Below are 17,951 nucleotides of genomic sequence, written 5' to 3' on the forward strand. Positions count from 1 at the left end.
AATATTGAATGTTTATTATCAGTAACTTGCCGAAAGTTTAAGATAACTCTTACCATGGGTATAGCTAATAGATGCTTTAGTTCTAAGATCAACATCTTGCTGACGTGTATGATGTTGCTGATTTCCCAATATGTTTTCTCACAGGAAACTATGGATTTAGAATCGCCATGTGCGCCAAAAACCTTATTCGAATTGTTTAAGAAGAAGGATTCCTTGCTTGTCGTAAAGCCTGTTAAGAATAGCTTTTTCTTAGTCATTCCTATTATAGGCTCACAACCTGCTACGGGATTTATGTATGGAGCAGTTGCGCAATATACTTTTAAAGGAAAAGGTATAAATGATAAATATTCTTTGGCTAACCTCGGAGTTGTTTACACTGCAAAAAAACAGCTGATGATAAATGTAAAGAATAACATTTTATTAAAGGGTAACTCATGGTATTTAAGTGGAGACTATCGTTTTTATATTTTTACACAGGCTAATTATGGTTTGGGCACTGGCATAATACCATCACATGATAAAGATTTTTCAATAGAATCTATTGCCGAGCCAATGGACTATAACTATCTTAAATTTCATCAGACGGTTTCTTATGAAGTAAAAGATAATCTTTATGTAGGAGGAGGGATTAATGTAGATTGGTATTCTGATATAAATGATAAATTACTTGATCCAGAAAATGGTATATATACGCATCATTATAATTATAGTAAAAAGTATGATTTTAATGATAAGGAGTATTTTATGAATGGGTTCAGTGCAAATGTTACTTTTGACTCAAGGGATAATCAGGTTAATGCCAAACGAGGCTGGTATGCGAACTTAAACTACAGAATGAATCCCAAAATTTTCGACAATCAGCACTGGAGTAATATTTTATATGCCGAATACCGCAATTTTATACCTGTATCTAAAAAGAATGAGAACTTTACATTAGCATTATGGGCTTACGGACAGTTTGTTACCCGTGGTCGTGTTCCTTATTTAAGCTTACCCGCCATAGGATGGGACCAGAGAAGCAGAAGTGGGGAGGGCTATACTCAGGGACTTTTCAGAGGGCCAAATCTTATCTATTTTTCTACAGAATTCCGTTTTCCGATAACCTGTAATCAATTGTTGGGCGGCACGGTATTTACAAACTTTGTTACTGCCAGCAATAAGGAAGAGAATATACATCTTTTCAGGTATATTCAACCTGCTATTGGTGTAGGTTTACGCATTATGATTGATAAGGCTACGCGTACCAATCTTATTGCTGATTACGCCAAAGGGCGTCATTCCGATGGTTTTTATCTTAATGCGGGAGAAACATTTTAAATTCCTGAAAAATAATTTTGCGGTGTCAGGCTAATTATTAACTTTGTATTATAAAGTACTTTTTTATGAAACAGCAGCAGGATTATATCCGTGACATTTCAGAGATACGCTCCATGATGGAGAAATCTACTAAATTTCTTTCCCTTTCCGGATGGGCAGGGATCATGGCAGGCATATATGCATTGATCGGAGCCTATATTGCTTATAAAGTATTGTATTTTAACCCTGATGAGATTATTTATTCTTCAGTTTCACAAAGGCATTATACCGGAGGTATAGTAAAACTTGTGCTTCTTGCTCTTTCCGTTTTGGTTTTAGCTGTTGGCACCGCCGTATTTTTTTCAAGTAGAAGAGCAGCAAAAAGAAATGAGAAGTTTTGGAACGCTACCTCGAGGCGATTGTTAGTAAATATGGGTGTACCACTCGTAATAGGAGGGATATTAATATTAATTTTGATTTCTAAAGGATTTGTAGGCTTAGTAGCGCCACTAACACTTATATTTTATGGACTTTCTTTATTTATTGCCAGCAGGTATACTTTTGAAGACGTTAAAATATTAGGATTGATTCAGGTTGTATTAGGGCTTATAAGTTCATACTATATAGGTTATGGCCTGTTGTTTTGGGCGCTTGGTTTTGGTGTAGCGCACATTGCATATGGTATATACATACATTTTAAATACGAAAGGTGAAAATATCAGTAAACGGATTACATAAGGCATTTGAAAGTCGGATCAGGCTTGGTATCATGTCGGCTCTGGCTGTTAATGAGACCCTGGATTTTAATGCCTTAAAGGAATATCTGGACGCAACTGACGGTAACCTTGCCAGTCATTTAAAAGCACTTGAAAAAGAAGAGTTTATAGCTGTTGAGAAATCGTTTGTTGGAAGGAAGCCAAATACCAGGTATTTTATGACTAAAGAAGGAAAAACAGCTTTTTTGGAACACCTTCGTATACTTGAAAATTTAGTGAAATCACATAAATAAAAAAAATTTACCCTGCAACTTTGCTTTTCAAAGTTCTTTTAAAATTATTATTTGATGATAATTTTAAGAAGTAAAAGGAAAGCAACTTGTTAAAATAAAAGGTTATAATAACTATGGAATATTTTGTTGATAAAGATTCGATCGTAAGGAAGATATGGGGGAATAGTGATACCATACTTTTCATATTTGCGGGTGCTGCAGCTGAATTCGCACTTAATAAAGCTGTAGACTGGCTTTATTTTACAGGGAAGCTGCCTTCAGATCCGCTTGGGCGGCTTTTCTCAACCGTGTCGTATGCAAGGACAATTGTATTTGCCGAACACGATGCTGCTTTACGTTCAATTGATAAAATTGCAGCAATTCACAAAGGAGTGGAGCAGGGACGTGGATTTAAAATTCCTGATTGGGCATATAGAGATGTACTTTTTATGCTCATCGATTATTCAATCAGGTCGTATGAACTATTGGAGCGTAAGCTTAGTGAAGATGAAAAGCAGGAAGTATTTAATGTCTTTTATAGAGTGGGAAGCCGTATGGGATTGCAAAGTTTGCCGAAGGATTTTAGAGAGTGGGAAATAAGTCGTCAGGAACATTTACAGAAGGATATGGTACATAGCGTTCATACTACCGACTTGTTCAGGCAATACCGAAAACATTTGGGTGATTTTAGATACAGGATAATGCTTGAATCGCAGCTACTTGTTGTTCCGGATAAAGTAAGGTATATGCTTTCTATGCGACGTTTTTCGATCTTAGCTCCATTGATTGCCGGTTATAAAATAAGCAAGAGTATGAACCTTGATAATTTAATTAAGTCGGTACTCATACCCAATAAGTATAAGAAAGAAATTGACGCACTTAATATAATTCCAACTTAATAAGAAGTATCGATATGAATGCTACAGCAACATTTTATAATCGTATAAGTATTTTATACCCCATTATAAATTGCTTTTTGAGCCCTCAAAGAAATGTACTGGTTAATGAAGTAAATAGCTGTGAACCGGGGAAATTACTTGAAATTGGAATAGGGGATGGCGTGTATTTACCTTTATATAAAGGACACAAGGTAATAGGTGTTGATATTTCGGAAGCTATGATTGCTAAAGCAAAACGTTTTGAAAGTAATGATGTGAGTTTGATGCTTATGAACGCTGAAGATCTTTCATTTCATGACAATCACTTTGATTATGTTGTTATGTCTCATTCCATTGCTGTAACAGAAAATCCGGATAGATTGATAGAAGAGGCTTATAGGGTATTAAAATCCGGAGGCAAACTATTTATCCTTAACCATTTTACGCCTGATAATGCTCTTAGATATGGAGATAATCTTTTTAAGCCGATTGCCAGACTCCTGCATTTCAGGTCTTCATTTTATCAGAAAGATATAAAAGGACTGGACCAATTTTCATTATTAAAACAGTCTGAACTTGGTTTTGGGTCTTATTATAAATTGCTAATATTTTCAAAGCCTTGAAAAAATATATACCACCCATCGTTGTATCACTACTGATATCATTATATATCTATGTTTTTTACAGAACTTCAAAAACCCTGATAAACAAAGTTATTATTGAGCTATTTTCTTATGAGGAATATATAGCTCTGAAATCGAAAATAATAACGATTTTACCTTTAAATGATTACATAGTGTTTTCTCTACCCGAAGGTTTATGGATATATTGTATAACTATACTTTCCGGGCCATTTTGCCTGATGATAGGGAAAAGAAAATATAATCTTGTATTCCTTCCTTTTATAACGGCAGTGATTATGGAACTGTTTCAGCTATTTCACATTGCAAATGGAAGATTTGACTGGATGGATATCCTCTTTTCACTCTTCTTTTGGTTGCTGGCTTTTTATCAAACCAAAACGATGGTAAAACAAAAGTTGTTCAAGCGATTAGATGCCAAATCAATATGGTGCATTTGTTGCTACTCAATAGTATATCTGGCACATGTTTTCTATTAACACCTATATAGTGTTTTACTTTTGCTCAGACGTATTAACTGCGCAGTTTTCATTGTAGTAATTAACCATCTCGACAAGTGTATGGCTGTTGAATTCTCCACTCTCCAAACGATCGTTAATTCCCTGACATTGAAAATAGGCGGTAATTTTCTTTTTATTGCTAAGTATAGCAAAGTCTTTTTCTGTAGCCCTTTTCGCTTTTATGTTTTTGGGCATTGGAGGGATTATTTTGTCATTTTTTGTGTCCCAAACGGTTACAGCTTCTGCATAAAGTGTTATTTCGCCAGGTTCAATAACCTGAAAGAGTGATGCCTGTACTCCGTCTACGTAAGTAATGTTAATGTATTCAAACGTAACAGGCGCTCCCATATCGTGAAAAACAATTTTAGCTACCGTTTCTTCATCCCAAAGTTCAGCTTGATCATCTTCAGAGACCCTGAATGATATCTTATCTTTAGGCATCCCGTAAAAAGATTCCTTAATGAATTTTATTGATGCAAAACCGGCAACATCAGTACCATCAGTAAAATACATGGTTGCCTCATGATCCTGAGCTATTGCTGAAAGTCCGTGAATGATAAAAAGGGTAGATAGTATTAATTGTCTCATTGTTGAATGCGCTTAGAGACAAATATAATCACTATTCTTTTATAACCATAACAGAAGCTTTAAATCCTGTGGCGAGATTCCACTGATTTGACATTAATTGCTTCTCATGGTCATCAATAACAGTAAATTGAGCAGTATTTGGTCCAGAAGTTCCCTGATTCATAGCTTCAAACTCAATTTTGTTAAATCCGGGCTGAAGCATTATTTGGAGGGCTTTGCTGTTGTTTGTAAGTGTAAATTCCGGTATTACAACCCTGTCGTTGACTAAAACTCTTATCCTGTCGCCGTCTTCAAGGCCGTAATCAGCTGAGAATATGGTGAAATAGTTCGATTTTGTGCGGATTTCCCCAAAACTCTGGTTACCTCGAAAGGCTTCATTTGACTCCCCTTTTTGCTGTACGCTCTGGTTTACTCTGTCCTGATATTCAGTGCCTCTGTTAACGAATTCCTCCTTTTTGATCATGCTGAATTCTTCCTTTTTCTTGGTTAAATCCGTGGCATTGTAGGTCTTAGCGGGAGGCATAACGCTCGAAGGTAAGTCAGTTTTTGCAGGGATTGCTGAAGGCGTAACTGTAGATTTAGCTTTAGGGATGGCCATTCCGCCCATAGGATTATCAATCTGGGCGAATGCTGCTGTACCTGATGTGATTAATAGCGATAATATAGCGTATTTTAAGTAACGTCTCTGCATAAAATTGAACCTTTTATAAGGGCTGTTCCTGACAAAACTAACCAAAATTTTAGAAATTTATTGCAATTAATATGCCAATTTATTGGTGTTTACGCATCTCTCTGATTTGTAATGTGTTGTTTTACAAAGGTAAAGTCACTACTTATTACGTCCGGATCTGTTTTGTTCGGCGTTCCAGTCGTCCATACTTTTATTACGGTCGCGATCATCCTCCCGGGTGATTTTCCCATCTTTAGAATAATGTGCGTTATTACTTACATTGTCGTCGGCTAAAGTTTTTCCTTCGGAGGTGTTTTTTTTATCGTTCATAGCTCAAATTTTATTTCTTAAAGTTATGAATGATATTTTGTTTTTTTGTTAAAAACGTAATAAATCCTTCTTAACGAAAAACCCGCGTGAGGGATGGCAGCGGCACCCCGCGACGAAGGAGTGGGTATAGCGAACAGCCCGACCGTAATGCAATGGAGGGCACGCCCTAATACAACAGTTCCTCTACGTTTTTCCTGATATTCTCGGCCATTTTAGTGGTAGGCAGGTCGTTAGCATCATCCCCGAAAGGTTCTTCGATTTCTTCAGCGATAAGCTCAAGGCTGGAGAGTACATAAAAAATGAACACCACGACTGGTATAACATAATAGCCCAACTGGAACACATAACCAAAAGGCAGCGTTACAACATAAGCGAAAATGAATTTCTTGATAAAAGCACTGTAGGAAAAGGGTATAGGCGTGTTTTTAATGCGTTCGCAGGCGCCACAGATATCGGTAAATGACTGTATTTCGGCGTTTAGCACAATAAGCTGTTCGCCACTAAGTTTGCCTGCCAGGTAAAGGTCGTTCAGCTTGGCCATAATCGTTTTGGCTATCTGGTTGGGTTTATGATTGTAAAGGTTTGTGGAAAGTGTTATATCGTCAAACAATTCGTGGTTTATATCAGCACTTTTAAGGTGCTGGCTTAGTACCTCAGCATAAGCAGGTATCAGCTTTCTGAACAGCTCTTTATCTTCTTTATCTTTAAGCATTACTGCCAGTTTCAGGGCGAGGTTACGGCTGCTGTTTACGAGTCCGCCCCACATACGGCGGCCTTCCCACCAGCGATCGTACGCCGTATTCGTTCTAAAAACCAGCAACAATGAAATCACAAAACCTAACATGGTATGCATTACGGTTACATTCTTTACATGACTGGTTTCGGATAGTTTAAACACTTCTATCTCAAGAAAAGCTATAAGAGCGGAGTATGCTGCTATGGCAACCATCAGTGGCAATAATTTGCCAAACGTTTCACCTTTGTGAAACCTGAAAATAAACGAAAACCATTCCTTAGGATTGTATGAAATCATATTGTGTTATTTCTTTGTTTTTAACAAATTAGATGTAAAATTAATATTGCACTTTTTGTTCTCAAAACGCCATTTTTGTGCGTAAAATTAGAGAGGGCTAAAGTGTTGTTTATCAGTAAACTAATTTTTAATGTTACTTTTCGCGACACTTTTGAGAAAGCACACAAATTTAGCAAAAATCGCATACGGAAAAATACTATATCATGACTGAAAGAATCATTTCAGTAAAGGTTAAAATTGCGGTTGTAATTTTGCAGTGTTAGTTCCGGATTGCAGTTAGCCGGAAAAGTTTAGGGAGTAATATATTTTCGCGGATTAATTTTTAATCAGCATGCATGGGTCGGTCCGGGAGAAAATCTAAAAGGCAGGCCTTTCTGAAAAGCCTGCCTTTTGTGTTCATAACCTGATGATTTCCTGCAGGTGCGCAATTGAGTACGCAAATGCTGAAAGTGTCAATCTAAGGTGCTTCACGAACAAATGTGTGGGGGCATTTTTCATAAACATTGTAATTAAATGTTATATCAAATGTAACCTCCTGTAATCACATAAAAAATTTATTGAGGTAAAAGGCCGGATTTAAGCGGTAAGCGGGATTGTTAATCTGTAAAGTGTTGAAAGCCATATAAAAAGAAAATCCCTTCTGTTTTTACAGAAGGGATTTGCATAACCAATAAGATCCTTACAAAACTATAACTTGTTATAGCACAGTATAAAGGTAGCTTATATATGATGCCTTATGTTGTGTTTTGGTGCAACTAATTTATGAAATCGTGTAATTTACAGTTTTTTAGCACTTTTGTCTATAATTTTCTGAAGTCTTTTGTCAAGATCTTCCATAAGTTCTTCAAGGGCGCTCTCACACTGTGGCATTACCTTGTTGGCATCCAGTACAGGTACACCACTAACCATCATACCTGTTTGTTTGGCATTGGCATTTTCGTTGATAGTAAATACTTTAGTGCCAAGTTTATTATACAGTGTGATATTTGTGTACGCTTTCATTTTTGTAGTTGCCGTACCGCCAACGCCAAAACCTTTGTTCATTGAGAATGAAATGTATACAAACAGTACGCCATCATAATCGGAAAATAATTTAACCATTTCCTTTACGTTCTTTTTGCCATAATAAGCATCTATAGCCTTATATCCGGCAGGTACAACATAGCGTGTAACCTCATAACCGGGTTTATATTCCGGCAGGTAGGCCTGATATGCCGCATTTTCGGTTACTGTTGTTTCAGGGGCAATGTCAAAAGGGAATTTAGGAGCGTAGTCCTTAAAGAATTTGTTGTGGTACTTGTCGATAAGGGGCTTAAGGTTGAACGTAGGATCATCCAGAAGTTCTGCGACCAGGGTAACACCGGCACCGCCTACATCCGAAAGGTCAATATTCCTGTCAGCATAAAAAGTAACAACAGCAACTTTCTTTTTAGCCTGGGCAAAGCCCGGCATGGTTACTGCCAGTAAAAGCACTGCCAGCATCATTTTAATCTTACTCATAAGTATTTGTTTAATAATTGTTTGGTTGGTGCAAAGAAAAACAATTAATACTTTATGAAGGGTTTTTAATGTTAAATTTTTTAAGTTTTTTTTAACATTAAAGTAAGTGCTTAGGCAGGACTAGAATTTCCCTCCTTTAGAGGGGTGTTGTTAGCAACGACGAATGGGTGGTTTTATCATATCCTTCCTGGTATAAAATTAACCACCCCTCCCTACGGGCACCCCTCCGAAGGAGGGGAATTCTCATAAGAATATTTACGGTAGAGTAAGCAACTTTGAGTTCCCCTCTTCTTTGGAGAGGGGTTAGGGGTGAGGCCAATTCAGAGTAAGCAACCCAAAACCCAAAACCCGAAACCCGAAACCCAAAACCAAACAACCGCGAGGTTTTAGCCGAGCTCTATCCACACCGGGGCATGGTCGCTGGTCTTTTCCCAACCGCGTACGTATTTGTCAACCTTGGCATCTTTAAGCTTGTCAACGAGTTGCGGACTCAAAAGGAAATGGTCGATGCGCAGTCCGGCATCGCGCCCGTAGGCATTGCGGAAGTAATCCCAAAAGGTATATATGGTTTCGTTAGGATAGAGGTGGCGTATGGCATCCGTCCAGCCCTGTGCGACAAGATTGTGAAAAGCAGCACGCGTTTCAGGCCTGAAGAGCGCATCGTCTACCCAGCGTTCGGGTTTGTATACGTCGCGTTCGGTAGGCATTACGTTGAAGTCACCCAGCAGGATAACGGGGATCTTAAAGTTGAGCAGTTCCTGCGCACGGTCGGTAAGGCGTTGGAACCATTTTAGCTTATAATCGAATTTAGGCCCCGGTGCAGGGTTGCCATTCGGCAGATACAGGCAGCAGATAAGGATATCATTTACCATACACTCCAGGTAACGGCTCTGTACATCTTCAGCATCACCGGGCAGCACACGGCCAACTTCCTTCACGTCCATACCGGCTTTGGTAAGTATGGCGACACCATTCCATTGCTTTTGCCCGTGCCACACCGCATCATAACCCGCCTTGTTGATTTCATCAACAGGAAACTTCTCCTGCGGGGCTTTCAGTTCCTGAAGGCATACGATATCCGGCTGTGCCTCGCCAAGCCATTGCAGCAATACCGGAAGCCTGCCATTTACCCCGTTTACGTTATAGGTTGCTATTTTCATATTCCTAAGTTAGGGAATAGTTGTGATAGGAGGAAAAGGATTAATTAAAATTTTAGAGAGTCTGTAAGCTGAATGTGTAGAATAACATGCAATTAATATAATTTTATAGAATTATTTTCATATTTTAATTTGTTGTCAAAATTTCTTAATAAGGAGTCGACTTTTGATTCAAAGATGTTAATTACCCATGGTAAAAATATTTTTAGTACTGGATAAGAATCTAATTTTGTTATTGTTAAATGAAATTCACTTTCTTTGTTATGCACAACACAATTTCTAAGTTTGTAAATGAGTTTTAATAATTTTGTCAAAAACTCTGTATCATTATCGGCAACAGATAATTTAATACCAAATTTTGACATAGTTAATTCATCTAAAACATTTCGATTAGCTTCGCTAATTGTTTGATATTGTGTTTTGAAAATACTATTTCGACCAGTAAAGAGCTCAGATATTTTATTTTTAAATATAGTCTCTTCACTGTCTTTATGGGAAGATCCAGCAATTTTATGTATATCTGTTATGAATGATCTTTCAAGATCAGCATTCTTAGCGATTTTTTTTATTTCTATACGATAAGCTATATATTCCAACTGATGATAAAATTTCAAATACCTTGTTAACAAATCGGGGCAAAAATTAGCCTCATTTATTACATCAGCTAATTCAAAAAATTGAGTAAAGTCATTATCATTATTTAAATCAGGGTCAATATTTAAAAAAAGTGGGGAATTTTTTTCATGTTTATGATTCTCATCCAGTTCAGTATGTCCTTGAGTAGACAAAAAATCGTAATACAAATATGAATAGAGATTAATAGATGATATGTTTGCTTTCTTGTTAATGAGTAAAGACAAATTATTTTTTTTGTCTCTGATCGATTTTATTAATTCTATAAGTGATACACCTTCATTATCTTTAATGATAAAATCTATAAGGGCATTAAAAGAGTTTGTAGGGTTATACTCTCCATTAATTAATTTAAAAGGAGATGAAGGACTTTGATAGTACTTTTCATTATGTAAAAATTCTATTGGTAAATGTGATCCATATGAATTTGCAAAACCAAACTTTCTATATCTCATTTTAAAATTGCTATTCTGATTATAATCAATTATTTCAGCAGTTATAATATTTGTAAAACTTTGAGTATCTCTTTCAAGAGTCTCATCATCTATTTGAAGATTTTTGAAACATTCTAAAAGGGGTTTTAAAAATATTTTATCATCACCTAATTTTGATATAACATACTCTGAAAAATCAGAAATTTTTGAAAGATCTTCGTAATTTTCATCTTTTTCTAGATTAAATACTTCAAATATTAAATCTATAAATTTTATTATTGCTTCACTAACTGTCATAATTTTAATTATATATAGTTTGACCAATTAGCTTGCTCTTCATTCAGCATGTCACAAACATACTCTTTTACTCCTGTCCTGACTACATTGCCAATATTAATTGAACGACTTGAAAGATTTTCATATGCCTTTTCAAATCCTTCTAAGTCAATGTTTCCATTTTTTACATTTTTTATGAATTGATTTTTACCCTTATTAGTTAATTTTAATAAATTTTCTCTAATTTCTTCGAATTGAGAATCACTTAAATCATTATCTATATCAGCGAGAATATTACTTACTTCTAGATAATCGGATATACCTGCAAATACTCCACTGAGAGTTGTGTCTTTGCCGAACCATTTTATTCCTTTCCCTGCGTAAGATTTTTTAAATTGATTATCAATGTCGTAAAGGGAGTTAAGGAAATTTAAGATAAAATCTTTATTAAATAATATTTTAAAAATTGGAGCATCAAAATCATCTTCGCTTTCAATTGAAAAGCCAAGATCATTTTTATTAACTCTTTTTGCCTTACCTTCATAAAATGATAGCATAGAAATTATCACTGATGAAAATAAAAAATTACCTGGTTCACGATTTTCGCCTCTTAAAGTTTTTGCTACCGTTTCTCTTTCTCGAATGATTTTTACTTTTGAATCATGATTATTAAATCGTTTATAAAAATTAAGGAATAATAGTTCAAATTGATGTTTAGGAGACACAGATTTTTGACCCAGATTTAAAAGCAGCATCTTATTAACGATTTCAATTTCTTCGAGATTAAGCCAAACATAAAAATATACTTCAAATTTTTCACAAACATCTTTTATAGATTTTATGCGATTTTCTTCTATTAATTTTCTGATGTATGAACTTTTAAATACTCCAAATTCAAAAAACAAACCTCCATCATCACTACTTTTAAATTCTCTTATGAACTCTAATGTTTTTCCATGACCTTGATTTTTAGATTTATTATATGCCTCAAAAAGTTTAATATGTGCCCATAATCGGAAAGTTCTTTGAAGACCATCAAGTATTTCAACTTTTAAAGGATCAAATTCAATATTTTCTCCCTGTTTAATTTTGTGATTAAATTGAGTTGTAAGCGTTATAACAGGGAAAGGTTCCCCATTTTCCACAGTTTTGAAAAGTTGATCGAGATAATCGTTCCTAACAATTTTTCTTTGTATTGCATATTCATAAAAATCTGTTTTTAGAGAAGTTAAGTAATCATATAAATTACCCTCACAAAGTAACCAATGCTTGTTTTTTCCTATTGACTTTGCTTTTAATATGTTTAGTTTAATCAAGTCCATAAAATTCTTTTATTTTCTGTATTAATTCTTCTTTTTTTTGATTAATTATTTTTAAATCACCTATACTTTCACGTTTAATAAAAGAACTTAGATTAATATGGTAATATACTAAATCTGATTTTGTATATATTTCAATTCCGTTTATTAAAGAGATTGTTTGGCCTATGTTAAATGCTAAACTTTTGAAAGCATTCTTATTTTTTATGTCTTCTAAATATGGTAAATGTGTTAGGTCAATATTTTTTAAATGTTCTAATCTTATAGATATTTCAGCTTTACCATTTTTTATTTCTTTGGGAATATATTTATAAAGGTTTTTACATTCCGTGTTTTTGTAAAATGTAAATATGTAAGATAGACACTTTTCAATTGCTGTATTACAATCTCTTTCAACTTTATTTAACAAAGGAAATGGGTACTTTTGTTTATGGAGATTATAGGTCTCATAAAGACTATTGTTAACCCCGTCAGGATTTCCTTTTGAAGGAATTGTGTTAGTCACAACACCATTATCAATAGTAATAATATTTATATTCCAATCGGTAGTTGAAGGATATTTTTGCTTTATATCATTGATAAGTTCTTTATCTCTTTCTATTCCTGATGCTTGAGGATGATTAATCATAACATCTATATCTAGTGAATCTTTTGAACCAAAAAAATAGTAAGGAAAATCTATTTCAATCATAACTTTATTAACCATGCATTAACTAATATAGTTTATAAAGTTAGTTAAATTTCTTACAACGTTTACGAAATATAATTCCAAATATTCTTCTTCTTGCTAATTTCAAGGAAGGCATTACGTAAGGCGGTATGCTCGGGTTTTGCCAGGGCGGCATCATCCTTAAGTATCTTAATGGCGTACTGTCGTGCCAACTGTAGTATGTCGCGGTCTTTAACGAGGTCGGCAATCTGCAGGTTCAGGACACCGCTTTGTTGCGTACCCATAATGTCGCCGGGGCCGCGCAGTTTTAGGTCAACCTCAGAGATTTCAAAGCCGTCGTTGGTACGGCACATGGTTTCCATACGTATCTTGCTGTCGTTGCTTAGTTTCTGGCCTGTCATAAGTATGCAGTAGCTTTGCTCGGCACCACGGCCCACGCGCCCGCGTAACTGGTGCAGCTGCGAAAGTCCAAAACGCTCGGCACTCTCTATGATCATCACGCTGGCATTGGGTACGTTTACGCCCACCTCAATAACGGTAGTAGCTACCATGATATTTGTTTTTCCTTTAGCAAAGCGTTCCATTTCGCTGTCCTTTTCCGAGGGTTTCATTTTTCCGTGTACAATGCTCACGCTGTATTGTGGCAGCGGGAAGTCGCGCGAAATACTCTCGTAACCGTCCATCAGGTCTTTGTAGTCCATTTTCTCGCTTTCCTGTATCAGCGGGTAAACGATGTATATCTGTCGGCCTTTGGCGATTTCCTCGCGCAGGAACGCCCAAACCTTAAGTCGGTTGCTGTCGTAGCGGTGTACGGTCTGTATGGGTTTACGTCCCGGAGGCAGCTCATCGATAACCGAGATATCCAGATCGCCATACAGGCTCATAGCCAGCGTACGTGGAATAGGGGTGGCGGTCATCACCAGCACGTGCGGCGGAATCTCATTCTTATGCCAGAGTTTGCTGCGCTGCTCCACGCCAAAACGGTGCTGCTCATCTATAATCGCAAGCCCGAGGTTTTTGAATTGTACCTTGTCTTCGAGCAGGGCGTGGGTGCCTATAATGATATGCAATTCCCCCGACTCAAGCTGCTCGTGTATGATTTTTCGTTCTGAAGTTTTAGTTGAACCGGTCAGTATTTTTATGTTGATTCCTAATGGTGTAGCCAACTCGCTTAATCCTAAAAAATGCTGATTGGCAAGGATTTCCGTTGGTGCCATCAAACACGCCTGAAAACCGTTATCCAGTGCCAGCAGCATGCTCATCATAGCAACGATTGTCTTCCCCGAACCTACGTCACCCTGTAACAGGCGATTCATTTGTGCGGGTTGCCCCATATCGTGACGTATCTCTTTGAGAACGCGTTTCTGGGCTCCCGTGAGGTCAAAAGGCAGGTGGTTATTGTAAAAGTCGTTAAAGTAAGTGCCTACCTTATCAAAAGCGTGGCCTTTTATCTTATGCTTACGGATGATATTCTTGGTTATCAGCTGTAGCTGTATAAAGAACAGTTCCTCAAACTTCAGCCGGAACTGTGCCCTTGCAAGCAAATCCTGACTCTTCGGAAAATGTATGTTGAAAAGGGCAGCGTTCTTAGGAATTAGCTGCAATTCGTTTACAAGATGTGCTGGCAACGGTTCGCTGAATAATGCCTGTGTCTCGATAAAGAGCTGCTGCATGATCTTGTTCACAACCTTGTTGGTAATGCCGCGTTGTATCAGCTTCTCGGTAGAAGGGTAGATAGGCTGCATGGCACTACGAAGGCTCTGCTCGTGTTCGGTGAGGAGTTCCATTTCGGGGTGCGCCATATTAAACACACCATTGAATGCGCTCGCCTTGCCAAACACCACATACGGCACGTTGATCTTCAGGTTCTCACGAATCCATTTTTGCCCCTGAAACCAAACGAGTTCCATTTCGCCCGTACCATCGGTAAAGGTGGCTACAAGGCGTGTGCGTTTCTCCCCAACCGATTTCAGGTTAATTACTTTTCCCACGACCTGAACCTCACTGTTGCTGTTTAGCAGCTCGTGGATCTTGTAGTAGCGGGTACGGTCGATGTAGCGGTTGGGGTAAAGATTTATGAGGTCGCCATATTTATGGATGCCCAACTCTTTCCGGAGCAGCTCACCGCGCGCCGGACCCACGCCTTTCAGGTATTCTATGGGAGTTTCGAGTAGGTTGTTCATTCAGGCTTATAGATTGAAGTACGAAGGTAAGAAAGGGGAGTCAGGTATGCAAAAAATAGTAAAAAACACCCTCTCACATTATAAGAAAATTTGTGTAAAATATAACATTTCGAAAGCTGTTAAATGTTAAATTTGTTTTGAATATTAAGAATGCCCCGATTTTTAAAACCTTATCTCATAACCTTAGAAACTCACAAATGGAAAACACTACAGTAAAAATCCTTAAAGAAAATAAAGAAGCTATTTTAGCTTTGTGGACAGAAAAACAAAAAACAGAAGACAGCTATTTTAGTTCTGATGATCAAAATGAAGATTCAGGAGATTTTACTGAAGCTTTTCTGGATGCACTGAACGATTCTAATATCGATGATAAAGATGCCAGAGGATTTGATAAAGTTCATGAGATTTTGATGGGTATCTCTATATCAAGAGCGAAAAGAGGTTTTTCTCCAAGAGAAACAGGTGTTTATCTTTTCAGTTTTAAAGAGGCTATGCTTGAGGTTTTGTCCGATAACATTGCTGATCCGTCAGTATTATATACTGATAGCCTTAAGATAAGCAAAATAGTTGATAATATGGCCATACTTACTTTTGAGGGGTACATCAAAGGCCGTGAAGATGTGATTTTAAGGCAAACGGATGAGATCGCTGAGATTTCTACTCCTGTAATCCGTGTTTGGGATGGAGTTGTTGCCTTACCTATTATTGGTACGCTTGACAGTGCACGTACACAGGTTGTAATGGAAAACCTGCTTCAGCAAATTGTTGATACCGGCAGCACTATCGCTATTCTTGATATTTCTGGTGTGCCTGCCGTAGATTCTCTTGTTGCTCAGCATTTGATCAAAACAGTTAGTGCAACACGATTATTGGGTGCAGAGTGTATTATAAGTGGTATAAGGCCTGAAATTGCACAAATTGTAGTTCATTTAGGTATAGACCTTTCGAATATAATAACAAAATCTACGTTAGCCAGTGCGCTACAAACAGCATTTGCAATGCTGCAGCTTGAAGTTAATAAAAAGAAACCAAACGTAATTAACCGTTAATATCATGGAAAGGATTCCTATTTTAAAAATGGGTGATTTTTTGCTTGTTACCATTCAGGTTGACCTTTATGATCAACTTGCGGAAAATCTTGAAACTGATTTGGTTAATTCAGTAAAAAAACACGAATCCAAAGGTGTTCTTATAGATATTTCATCGGTATCAATTATCGATTCTTTTATGGGGCGCATTTTGGGTAATATCGGTATTATGTCACGCATAATGGGGGCACAGTCGGTTATTGTTGGTATGCAGCCGGCAGTGGCTATGACACTCGTTGAACTTGGGTTAACACTCACAGGAGTTTCAACGGCACTTAATGTCGAGAAAGGCATGGAGCTTTTGCATTCAAAAATTTCATTTAATGAAGGCCTGAGCTATGACGATGACAGCACCTTTGAATAAACAGGATTTTCTAATTCTTCGCGAACAGGATGTGGTTCCTTTCAGGAATCAGGTCAAGGAAGCGGCGGTTAAGATTGGTATGGGTATACTTAACCAGACCAAACTTATTACTGCGGCCAGCGAATTAGTGCGAAACCTTCTGAAATATGGAGGCGGAGGCACTGCAGAAATCGAAACTGTCAGTAATGGCAGGGAAAATGGCATACGGCTCACTTTTACTGATAAAGGGCCGGGGATCAAAGATATTGACCTCGCAATGAAGGATGGATTTAGTACAGGAAAAAGCCTTGGACTCGGTTTGCCGGGTACTAAAAGACTTGTAAATGTTTTTGATATAAAATCAACTGTAGGAGAAGGAACTACCGTGATGATAATAAAGTGGAAGAATGGATAATAGCGTTTTTGTAAGCTATAAGATTGAAGAAAGAAGTTATGTGTCTTTTGTTAAGCGCGAAATACACAACCTTACAAATGCTGAAGGTTTTAGTGCACAAAAGATAGGGGAGATAGATATTATAATTGCAGAACTTACCTCTAATCTTATAAAGTTTGCTAAAGAAGGTGAAATGCTTTACCGTATAGGAGCAGATGATAATGGAGTATACTTTGAGGTTTATTGCATGGATAATGGTTCAGGAATAAAAAACCTTTCACGCATGATGCAGGATGGTATGTCTTCTTCTGAAACGTTAGGACATGGCCTGGGGTCTATTGAGCGCTTGAGCGATGTGTCTTCAATTTATACAAATGCTAATTGGGGTACGATAGTTTACAGTAAAGTGTATAAGGAACCTTATAATCGTAACAAAGCTAAAAAAGAATATGAGCTTGGCTCTGTTCAGGTTTGTTGTCCGGGAGAAGTTGTTTCCGGAGATGGTTTTGCAGTAAAAAGAGTAAATGGGTTGACACAATTCTTTATGGGTGACGGACTTGGGCATGGTGTTAATGCGCATGAGGCAGTACAAACAGCGATTAAGGCTTTTAATGAATGTACAGAATCCAGTCCTACAGAAATTCTAAGGTATATTCATCTCAATGTGAAAAAAACTCGTGGACTTGTGGCAACTGTTGCTTGCCTGGATCTGGAAGCTAAGCGATGGACAATTTCCGGGATAGGTAATATTTCCACAAGCCTTTATACAGGACTGAGCGTTAAAAATTATACTCCATATAACGGAATATTGGGGCTTAATATACCAAGAACAATAAACGATTCTGTTATGGCACTGGACAAATATCAGATGCTTATTATGCATTCTGACGGATTACGTACAAGATGGAATCTGACGGATTTACCCGCTATATTAAAATATGATCCTAATATAATCGCGGCTTCTATATATAAAGATAATGCCCGTTACAATGATGATATGACAATTTTTGCAGCTAAAATAAATATGTAA

Annotated in this window: 19 protein-coding genes; 9 read left to right on the top strand and 10 right to left on the bottom strand. The window is 37.0% G+C overall.

What is annotated here, in order from left to right; all coding sequences use genetic code 11:
- Nucleotides 1–54 precede the first annotated feature (54 nt).
- The 5 genes from ACFSR3_RS15455 (at nucleotide 55) to ACFSR3_RS15475 (ending at nucleotide 3,785) form a co-directional block, all read left to right on the top strand.
- Complete coding sequence (locus ACFSR3_RS15455) at nucleotides 55–1,317, top strand: BamA/TamA family outer membrane protein (protein WP_379822258.1); 1,263 nt, start codon at nucleotides 55–57, stop codon at nucleotides 1,315–1,317.
- Nucleotides 1,318–1,382: 65 nt separating this feature from the next.
- Entirely contained in the window at nucleotides 1,383–2,009 is a 627-nt protein-coding gene (locus ACFSR3_RS15460; protein ID WP_379822259.1) for a hypothetical protein, read from the top strand.
- Nucleotides 2,006–2,305, top strand: a complete 300-nt coding sequence (locus ACFSR3_RS15465; protein ID WP_379822261.1) for a winged helix-turn-helix domain-containing protein — start codon at nucleotides 2,006–2,008, stop codon at nucleotides 2,303–2,305. The genes ACFSR3_RS15460 and ACFSR3_RS15465 overlap by 4 nt, the downstream gene beginning before the upstream one ends.
- Nucleotides 2,306–2,418: 113 nt before the next feature.
- Nucleotides 2,419–3,183: an oxygenase MpaB family protein gene (locus tag ACFSR3_RS15470; RefSeq protein ID WP_379822262.1), complete on the top strand. Its 765-nt coding sequence runs from the start codon at nucleotides 2,419–2,421 to the stop codon at nucleotides 3,181–3,183.
- A 77-nt stretch (nucleotides 3,184–3,260) separates the two neighbouring features.
- Nucleotides 3,261–3,785, top strand: a complete 525-nt coding sequence (locus ACFSR3_RS15475; RefSeq protein WP_379822263.1) for a class I SAM-dependent methyltransferase — start codon at nucleotides 3,261–3,263, stop codon at nucleotides 3,783–3,785.
- Nucleotides 3,786–4,297: 512 nt separating this feature from the next.
- Here ACFSR3_RS15475 and ACFSR3_RS15480 read toward each other — a convergent pair.
- The 10 genes from ACFSR3_RS15480 to recG all read right to left on the bottom strand — a co-directional run bounded on the left by ACFSR3_RS15480 (nucleotide 4,298) and on the right by recG (nucleotide 15,096).
- Nucleotides 4,298–4,891, bottom strand: a complete 594-nt coding sequence (locus ACFSR3_RS15480; RefSeq protein ID WP_379822264.1) for a hypothetical protein — start codon at nucleotides 4,889–4,891, stop codon at nucleotides 4,298–4,300.
- Nucleotides 4,892–4,922: 31 nt separating this feature from the next.
- Nucleotides 4,923–5,582, bottom strand: a complete 660-nt coding sequence (locus tag ACFSR3_RS15485) for a hypothetical protein (RefSeq protein ID WP_379822265.1) — start codon at nucleotides 5,580–5,582, stop codon at nucleotides 4,923–4,925.
- Between the two features lie 138 nt (nucleotides 5,583–5,720).
- On the bottom strand, nucleotides 5,721–5,891 hold the full coding sequence (locus tag ACFSR3_RS15490; protein ID WP_379822266.1) for a hypothetical protein: 171 nt from the start codon (nucleotides 5,889–5,891) through the stop codon (nucleotides 5,721–5,723).
- A 166-nt stretch (nucleotides 5,892–6,057) separates the two neighbouring features.
- A complete protein-coding gene (locus tag ACFSR3_RS15495) occupies nucleotides 6,058–6,924 on the bottom strand; it encodes a bestrophin family protein (RefSeq protein WP_379822267.1) in 867 nt (288 codons plus the stop codon).
- A gap of 777 nt (nucleotides 6,925–7,701) precedes the next feature.
- Nucleotides 7,702–8,424: a hypothetical protein gene (locus ACFSR3_RS15500; protein WP_379822268.1), complete on the bottom strand. Its 723-nt coding sequence runs from the start codon at nucleotides 8,422–8,424 to the stop codon at nucleotides 7,702–7,704.
- A gap of 386 nt (nucleotides 8,425–8,810) precedes the next feature.
- A complete protein-coding gene (gene xth, locus ACFSR3_RS15505) occupies nucleotides 8,811–9,584 on the bottom strand; it encodes an exodeoxyribonuclease III (protein ID WP_379822269.1) in 774 nt (257 codons plus the stop codon).
- Between the two features lie 92 nt (nucleotides 9,585–9,676).
- On the bottom strand, nucleotides 9,677–10,945 hold the full coding sequence (locus ACFSR3_RS15510; RefSeq protein ID WP_379822270.1) for a hypothetical protein: 1,269 nt from the start codon (nucleotides 10,943–10,945) through the stop codon (nucleotides 9,677–9,679).
- 8 nt (nucleotides 10,946–10,953) lie between these two features.
- The gene (locus ACFSR3_RS15515; RefSeq protein WP_379822271.1) at nucleotides 10,954–12,246 is read right to left on the bottom strand and encodes a hypothetical protein; all 1,293 of its coding nucleotides are present in this window, start codon (nucleotides 12,244–12,246) and stop codon (nucleotides 10,954–10,956) included.
- Nucleotides 12,233–12,949 (bottom strand): hypothetical protein, encoded by a 717-nt coding sequence (locus ACFSR3_RS15520; protein WP_379822272.1) that lies wholly within the window; start codon nucleotides 12,947–12,949, stop codon nucleotides 12,233–12,235. The genes ACFSR3_RS15515 and ACFSR3_RS15520 overlap by 14 nt, the downstream gene beginning before the upstream one ends.
- Before the next feature lie 47 nt (nucleotides 12,950–12,996).
- Nucleotides 12,997–15,096, bottom strand: coding sequence for an ATP-dependent DNA helicase RecG (gene recG, locus ACFSR3_RS15525; protein ID WP_379822274.1), 2,100 nt, complete (start codon nucleotides 15,094–15,096; stop codon nucleotides 12,997–12,999).
- A gap of 197 nt (nucleotides 15,097–15,293) precedes the next feature.
- Here recG and ACFSR3_RS15530 point away from each other — a divergent pair, with 197 nt between their 5' ends.
- The 4 genes from ACFSR3_RS15530 to ACFSR3_RS15545 are packed head-to-tail and all read left to right on the top strand — an operon-like array spanning nucleotide 15,294 to nucleotide 17,951.
- Nucleotides 15,294–16,145: an STAS domain-containing protein gene (locus tag ACFSR3_RS15530; protein ID WP_379822276.1), complete on the top strand. Its 852-nt coding sequence runs from the start codon at nucleotides 15,294–15,296 to the stop codon at nucleotides 16,143–16,145.
- Nucleotides 16,146–16,149: 4 nt separating this feature from the next.
- Nucleotides 16,150–16,548, top strand: a complete 399-nt coding sequence (locus ACFSR3_RS15535) for an STAS domain-containing protein (protein ID WP_379822278.1) — start codon at nucleotides 16,150–16,152, stop codon at nucleotides 16,546–16,548.
- Nucleotides 16,523–16,942 (top strand): anti-sigma regulatory factor, encoded by a 420-nt coding sequence (locus tag ACFSR3_RS15540; RefSeq protein ID WP_379822279.1) that lies wholly within the window; start codon nucleotides 16,523–16,525, stop codon nucleotides 16,940–16,942. The genes ACFSR3_RS15535 and ACFSR3_RS15540 overlap by 26 nt, the downstream gene beginning before the upstream one ends.
- On the top strand, nucleotides 16,935–17,951 hold the full coding sequence (locus ACFSR3_RS15545; RefSeq protein WP_379822280.1) for a SpoIIE family protein phosphatase: 1,017 nt from the start codon (nucleotides 16,935–16,937) through the stop codon (nucleotides 17,949–17,951). The genes ACFSR3_RS15540 and ACFSR3_RS15545 overlap by 8 nt, the downstream gene beginning before the upstream one ends.

Origin of the sequence: Flavobacterium suzhouense (genome assembly GCF_042684765.1) — a bacterium.
GTDB classification, from domain to species: Bacteria; Bacteroidota; Bacteroidia; order Flavobacteriales; family Flavobacteriaceae; genus Flavobacterium; species Flavobacterium suzhouense.

Excerpts from the sequence above, each read along its gene's own strand:
- ACFSR3_RS15455 (WP_379822258.1), top strand. The coding sequence starts at position 55 with ATGGGTATAGCTAATAGATGCTTTAGTTCTAAGATCAACATCTTGCTG.
- ACFSR3_RS15460 (WP_379822259.1), top strand. The coding sequence starts at position 1,383 with ATGAAACAGCAGCAGGATTATATCCGTGACATTTCAGAGATACGCTCC.
- ACFSR3_RS15470 (WP_379822262.1), top strand. The coding sequence starts at position 2,419 with ATGGAATATTTTGTTGATAAAGATTCGATCGTAAGGAAGATATGGGGG.
- ACFSR3_RS15480 (WP_379822264.1), bottom strand. The coding sequence starts at position 4,891 with ATGAGACAATTAATACTATCTACCCTTTTTATCATTCACGGACTTTCA.
- ACFSR3_RS15485 (WP_379822265.1), bottom strand. The coding sequence starts at position 5,582 with ATGCAGAGACGTTACTTAAAATACGCTATATTATCGCTATTAATCACA.
- ACFSR3_RS15490 (WP_379822266.1), bottom strand. The coding sequence starts at position 5,891 with ATGAACGATAAAAAAAACACCTCCGAAGGAAAAACTTTAGCCGACGAC.
- ACFSR3_RS15495 (WP_379822267.1), bottom strand. The coding sequence starts at position 6,924 with ATGATTTCATACAATCCTAAGGAATGGTTTTCGTTTATTTTCAGGTTT.
- ACFSR3_RS15500 (WP_379822268.1), bottom strand. The coding sequence starts at position 8,424 with ATGAGTAAGATTAAAATGATGCTGGCAGTGCTTTTACTGGCAGTAACC.
- xth (WP_379822269.1), bottom strand. The coding sequence starts at position 9,584 with ATGAAAATAGCAACCTATAACGTAAACGGGGTAAATGGCAGGCTTCCG.
- ACFSR3_RS15510 (WP_379822270.1), bottom strand. The coding sequence starts at position 10,945 with ATGACAGTTAGTGAAGCAATAATAAAATTTATAGATTTAATATTTGAA.
- ACFSR3_RS15515 (WP_379822271.1), bottom strand. The coding sequence starts at position 12,246 with ATGGACTTGATTAAACTAAACATATTAAAAGCAAAGTCAATAGGAAAA.
- ACFSR3_RS15520 (WP_379822272.1), bottom strand. The coding sequence starts at position 12,949 with ATGGTTAATAAAGTTATGATTGAAATAGATTTTCCTTACTATTTTTTT.
- recG (WP_379822274.1), bottom strand. The coding sequence starts at position 15,096 with ATGAACAACCTACTCGAAACTCCCATAGAATACCTGAAAGGCGTGGGT.
- ACFSR3_RS15530 (WP_379822276.1), top strand. The coding sequence starts at position 15,294 with ATGGAAAACACTACAGTAAAAATCCTTAAAGAAAATAAAGAAGCTATT.
- ACFSR3_RS15535 (WP_379822278.1), top strand. The coding sequence starts at position 16,150 with ATGGAAAGGATTCCTATTTTAAAAATGGGTGATTTTTTGCTTGTTACC.
- ACFSR3_RS15540 (WP_379822279.1), top strand. The coding sequence starts at position 16,523 with ATGACGATGACAGCACCTTTGAATAAACAGGATTTTCTAATTCTTCGC.
- ACFSR3_RS15545 (WP_379822280.1), top strand. The coding sequence starts at position 16,935 with ATGGATAATAGCGTTTTTGTAAGCTATAAGATTGAAGAAAGAAGTTAT.